The 4899-nt window shown below is 63.0% G+C and carries 5 protein-coding genes and 1 pseudogene; 1 reads left to right on the forward strand and 5 read right to left on the reverse strand.

The window, feature by feature from the left end; all coding sequences use genetic code 11:
- From EN994_RS17880 to ybgC, 4 genes and pseudogenes are all read right to left on the reverse strand, one after another.
- Window positions 1-502: pseudogene (locus EN994_RS17880) on the reverse strand (hypothetical protein); the annotation flags it as partial.
- Window positions 503-509: 7 nt separating this feature from the next.
- The gene (gene tolR / locus EN994_RS17885; RefSeq protein WP_013529146.1) at window positions 510-962 is read right to left on the reverse strand and encodes a protein TolR; all 453 of its coding nucleotides are present in this window, start codon (window positions 960-962) and stop codon (window positions 510-512) included.
- A 10-nt stretch (window positions 963-972) separates the two neighbouring features.
- Window positions 973-1683: a protein TolQ gene (gene tolQ, locus EN994_RS17890; RefSeq protein WP_013529145.1), complete on the reverse strand. Its 711-nt coding sequence runs from the start codon at window positions 1681-1683 to the stop codon at window positions 973-975.
- A 399-nt stretch (window positions 1684-2082) separates the two neighbouring features.
- Window positions 2083-2553 (reverse strand): tol-pal system-associated acyl-CoA thioesterase, encoded by a 471-nt coding sequence (gene ybgC, locus EN994_RS17895; RefSeq protein WP_013529144.1) that lies wholly within the window; start codon window positions 2551-2553, stop codon window positions 2083-2085.
- A 57-nt stretch (window positions 2554-2610) separates the two neighbouring features.
- On the opposite strand from ybgC, the gene EN994_RS17900 reads away from it, so the two are divergent.
- The gene (locus tag EN994_RS17900) at window positions 2611-3861 is read left to right on the forward strand and encodes a cellulase family glycosylhydrolase (protein WP_063170356.1); all 1251 of its coding nucleotides are present in this window, start codon (window positions 2611-2613) and stop codon (window positions 3859-3861) included.
- Between the two features lie 12 nt (window positions 3862-3873).
- On the opposite strand, the gene EN994_RS17905 is transcribed toward EN994_RS17900, so the two are convergent.
- Window positions 3874-4770 carry a metallophosphoesterase gene (locus EN994_RS17905; protein WP_063169199.1) on the reverse strand — a complete coding sequence of 299 codons (897 nt, stop codon included), beginning with the start codon at window positions 4768-4770 and terminating at the stop codon, window positions 3874-3876.
- Between the last annotated feature and the right edge of the window lie 129 nt (window positions 4771-4899).

Raw genomic sequence — 4899 nt, forward strand, 5'->3', positions numbered from 1 at the left:
GCGGGGTCGGCGCCGGCTTGGCCGGTGTCGGCTTGGGATCGGCCTGCTTGACCGGCTCGGGCTTGACCTCTTCCTTGGGCGTCGGCGCCGGCGCCACTTCCGTTGCCGGGGTAGGCTTGGGCTTCTCCTGCGGCTTCGGCACGTCCTCAGGCTTCGGCTTTTCGATCGGGGTCGGTGCGGGCGGCGGAGCCGAGGTCATGTCGACGGGCTTGGGCTTGGCTTCCGGCGTTATCGGCTTGTCGGTATCGACACTGTTCTCACCGACCTTCTGCGCATCCGGCACAATGTCCGGGCGCTGCGTCGGCACAGGGGCCGGCTTTTCATGCATCACGGCCTTTTTGTCGCCCTGCAACGTCTGCGCAATGGCTTCCATCGGCACGATATCGACCGCGACCGACTCGACGTCGGACGACGGAAGTGCCGCCGGCGCCGTCAGCGTGAACAGGCCGAAGGTCAGCGCCGCCGTATGCAAGATCACCGATGTGGTGAGGCCGGTCTTCATCGCGCGTCTACTGGTCCTGTTCCTGCAGTGAAACCAGGCCGATGTTCTTGTAGCCGGCGGCCGAAATGCGGGCCATCACCTTCATCGCCGTACCATAGTCGGTGGACTTGTCGCCGCGGATGAAGATGCGCTCCTCATAGCCGGTCTTGGAAATTGCCTGCAGCTTGGCTACCAGTTCCTCGATCGGGATTTCGGTTTCCTGCAGGTAAATCTGGCCGGCGGCGTTGATCGAGACGGTGATCGGCTGCGTGTCGGCATTCATCGCCTTAGCCTGCGTATCCGGCAGGTCGATCGGCACGCCGACCGTCAGCATTGGCGCCGCGACCATGAAGATGATCAGCAGCACCAGCATCACGTCGACCATCGGCGTGACGTTGATCTCGGACATCAGTGCATGGTGACGGCCGCGCCGCCTGTGGCCGCGCCCGCCGCGTCCTGCCATGCCCATGGACATACCCATCTGCTACTCCTCAGGCCTTGGGGGCCACTTTTTCATCGATTTGGCGCGAGAGTATGGCGGAGAACTCGTCGGAGAACCCTTCCATGCGCACGGCTATCTTGCTCGCATCGGACGACAGCTTGTTGTAGGCGATGACGGCGGGAATGGCGGCGAGCAGGCCGATGGCCGTCGCCAGCAGCGCTTCGGCGATGCCCGGCGCAACCACGGCGAGACTGGTATTCTTGGAGCCGGCGATCGCCTGAAACGACGTCATGATGCCGATGACGGTGCCGAACAGGCCGATGAAGGGTGCCGCCGAGCCGGTGGTGGCAAGGAAGCCGAGGCGGCCTTCCAGCTTTTCCATCTCGCGGGTCAGCGCCAGGTCCATCGCCTTGTCGATGCGGGTTTGCAGGCCGAGCGGCGACTTGGCGCCCTTCTCGAAACTCTTCTTCCACTCGCGCATGGCCGCCACGAAAATGGCGCCCATGCCGGTGGTCTTGCGATCGGCGAGCGTGCGGTAAAGCTCCTCCAGCGACTGCCCCGACCAGAACACCTGCTCGAACCGGTTGAGCGCCAGCCGCATGCGGGCATAGGAAACCAGCTTGTCGACGATGATCGCCCAGGTCCAGACCGAGGCGCAGAGCAGGCCGATCATGACCAGCTTGACCACCCAGCTGGCCGAAACGAACAGCGACCAAACCGACAATTGCGCGCCCGGATCGGCGAGTGCGATATTTTCCATCGTTACGTCCTTAAGATTTTCCGGGCGAAGCTGGCGGCTGGCCCCTGGCATCCCTTGTGGTCGGTTCGCACGAAGCTACCGGAACAACCCCAAACTGTGCCGTTGTCGGCCTTTTCAGGGCAAATATTGGTGAAAGGAAGGCGTTCGATAACGCCAATCTTCACCAATCTCTTCATGAACCGTTATGGTTAAGGATGGGTTAGTATATAAGGCGCGGCGCATTGCCACGCCCGCACAGTTGTAACGCCATCATCCAAGCGCGAAGTCAGGATGGGTTGAGATTCAGGTCAGGCCGAGCCGAAAGCGGCGGTTTCCGAGAACCGGAGCGGAGGGTACTTGAAGCACCCGAGCACCGGAAGCGCAGGGAATCACCGTTTGCAGGCCGGCATCACCTGAATATCATCCCATCCGGGGCATGAATGCCGCCACCCATTCCTTGGGAAAGCGCCTTGGGCGGCCATTCTCGCCGATGATCGCCGCCTCGACCTTGGCCTCGACCAGCACCTCGTCGCCGCGCTTGAGCTGTTGCGCCATGAAGATGCGCGCGCCGGAAATCTCCTCGGTGCGGGTGTCGACGGTCAGGATGTCGTCGATGCGGGCCGGGCCGCGAAAGTCGATCTCCATGCGGCGCACCACCCAGACTATTCTTTCGCCATGCTTGCCGTCGGCAAGCTCTGTGTGGTGCACGCCGGTCAGCCTGAGATAGTCGGAGCGGCCGCGTTCGAAGAATTCGAGATAGCGAGCATGATAGACGACGCCGGAGAAATCGGTGTCGGCATAATAGACCCGCGCCATCAGCCGGTGGCCGAACGCCGTCAGCGCACCGGAAAGCCCGGCCAGCAGCGTCGCCGATTCACCATGATCGCCCATTGCGCTTCCTTTTTCAGCCCCGACGAGGCACCTGTTTCCCGCGTGACACAGCATCGGATGGCACTGTTGACGGCGATGATCAAGACTTTGATGGCGGCGCTGTTCGTGTTGGTGGCTTTGGCGCTGCCTGGCCAGACCGCGACATTCTCGATGAAGCGCGGCCTCAATCTCGACCAGTGGGTCACCTGGCCCGGCGAGGACCAGTGGGGCGACGCCAAGGCCATCCTGCCCTATCCGGAGTGGCGGAAATTCCTTGGGGAGGACGACCTCAAGGCGTTGAAGGATGCCGGCTTCGATTTCCTGCGCATGCCGGTCGATCCATCGCCCTTTCTGTCCGACCAGACCGTGGCCTTGCGTGACGATCTCTATGCCAGCGTGCTGGACTCGGTGCGCATAATCAACCGCGCCGGGCTCAAGGTGATCGTCGACATGCACCTGATCCCGGCCGGCGGCAGCCGCAAGATCGGAATGGCTGAAGTGATGGGCGACCCACGGACCTTCGACGCCTATGTCGAGATGGTCCGCAAGATGGCCCGCACGCTGGCCAGCGAAGATCCCGCCCAGGTCGCCTTCGAGCCCATGAACGAACCGATCGTGGACTGCGACAGCGACGGCACGAGCCTGTGGCCGGACCGCCAGCGCAAACTGTTCGCGGCGGCGCGATCCTCGGCTACGAAACTGACCCTGGTGCTGACCGGCGCCTGCTATTCCGCCGCGAGTTCGTTGGAAAAGATCGACCCGAAGACGATTCCGGACGACAACGTCATCTGGACCTTCCATTCCTACGATCCGTTTCTGCTCACCCATCAGGGCGCAACCTGGGCCGGAGACTTCATCCCCTATGTGACTGGCCTGCCCTATCCGCTGAGTGCGGTGCCCAAGGCACAGCTCGACGTGACGCTCGACACCATCCGCGCCAGGATCAAGGCCGAGGCGCCATGGACGCGGCAAAGCGGCCTGCTTGCCTATCTTGACGAACAGGTCGCCAGCATGGACACCCCCGACAGACTGCTCGGCTTGATGGATGCGCCGTTCGAAAAGGTCGAGGCGTGGGCGAGGGCCAACGGCGTCAAGCCTGGAAACATCACGCTGGGCGAGTTCGGCATGATCCGCCAGGAATACGGCAATTCCTATGTGATGCCCGCTGGGTATCGGGCCGCCTATGTCAGGGACATGATCGCGCGTGCCGAAGCACATGGCTTCTCATGGTCGGTGTGGAGCTATGGCGGCGCCTTCGGCATCGTCGATGCCTTCAACGGCGACAAGGCCGAGCCGGATGTGATGGACGCGATCAAATCGCTTCACTGAGGCGATTTGGATTTAGCCAAGGTCGATCGACAGGATTTCCGGCCGCATCCCGAAACGCACCGGCAATATGCTGAAACCGAGCCCGCCGGAGACGATCAGATTGCGATCGTTCTCGACGACGTGGCCATAGGCGTAGCGGTTGCCGAAACGCGATGGCACGACCGGCGAATAGCCGAACAGCCGAATTTGTCCGCCATGGGTGTGGCCGGACAGGGTCAGCGAGACGCGCCACGGCACCTTCGGAAAAATATCCGGCTCGTGCGCAAGCAGGATGATGGGCGATGCGTCGCTGACCTTGGCCAACGTGCCGTCGAGATCGTCCAGCCCGGTAAAGCCGGGGCGGTCCCTGGTCGGCAGCAGAGCGAGCTGGTCGGCGAGCCCGGCAATCCACACACCATGCCCATCCTTTTCCAGGCGCACGACATCGTTCTCCAGCACCGGAATGCCGACTTTCTCCAGGGCCTTGCCCGCTACGGTCGGGCCGGCCCCGGCGCGCTGCGCGAAGCCATCTGCCCACCAGTCATGGTTGCCGAGAATCGAGAGCACGCCGAGCGGTGCCTTGAGGTCCGAGAGGGCGGAGGCCCATTGCGACGGCGTCACCGGGCCGGTCACCAACGGCATGCCGGCGATATAATCGCCGAGCAGGACGATCACGTCCGGCTGCAGGGCATTCGCGTCTTCGACAAGTGAGGCGATCCGCTCCGGCGTCATCCATGGCCGGCAGGCATGGATATCGGCAAGCGCGACGATGCGCAGCTTCAGGCCATCAGGCCAATGCGGCGGCGTTAGCGCATAGCGTTTCACATGCGTCAGCAGCATCGGCTCTATGCCGGCCGCATAGGCGCTGAGCGCGGCAACCGACAGAATCGACCCGCCGATGAAGCGCAGGAACCCGCGTCTGGTGATCATTGCGTGGCTCCGGCAAACCATCGGAGCGAGATTGCCCCGGGATGGCACCGCCACCAGAGCCGACGAATGCGCCGGCAAACCGGCGAAGCCGAGGATATTTTGCGCAGGCCGGTCACAGATCCTTTGTCG

The sequence above is a fragment of the Mesorhizobium sp. M7A.F.Ca.CA.002.09.1.1 genome, assembly GCF_003998555.1.
GTDB lineage: Bacteria > Pseudomonadota > Alphaproteobacteria > Rhizobiales > Rhizobiaceae > Mesorhizobium > Mesorhizobium ciceri.

Coding starts and splice junctions, on each gene's coding strand:
- EN994_RS17900 (WP_063170356.1), top strand. CDS start 2,611: ATGGCACTGTTGACGGCGATGATCAAGACTTTGATGGCGGCGCTGTTC.
- EN994_RS17905 (WP_063169199.1), bottom strand. CDS start 4,770: ATGATCACCAGACGCGGGTTCCTGCGCTTCATCGGCGGGTCGATTCTG.
- tolQ (WP_013529145.1), bottom strand. CDS start 1,683: ATGGAAAATATCGCACTCGCCGATCCGGGCGCGCAATTGTCGGTTTGG.
- ybgC (WP_013529144.1), bottom strand. CDS start 2,553: ATGGGCGATCATGGTGAATCGGCGACGCTGCTGGCCGGGCTTTCCGGT.
- tolR (WP_013529146.1), bottom strand. CDS start 962: ATGGGTATGTCCATGGGCATGGCAGGACGCGGCGGGCGCGGCCACAGG.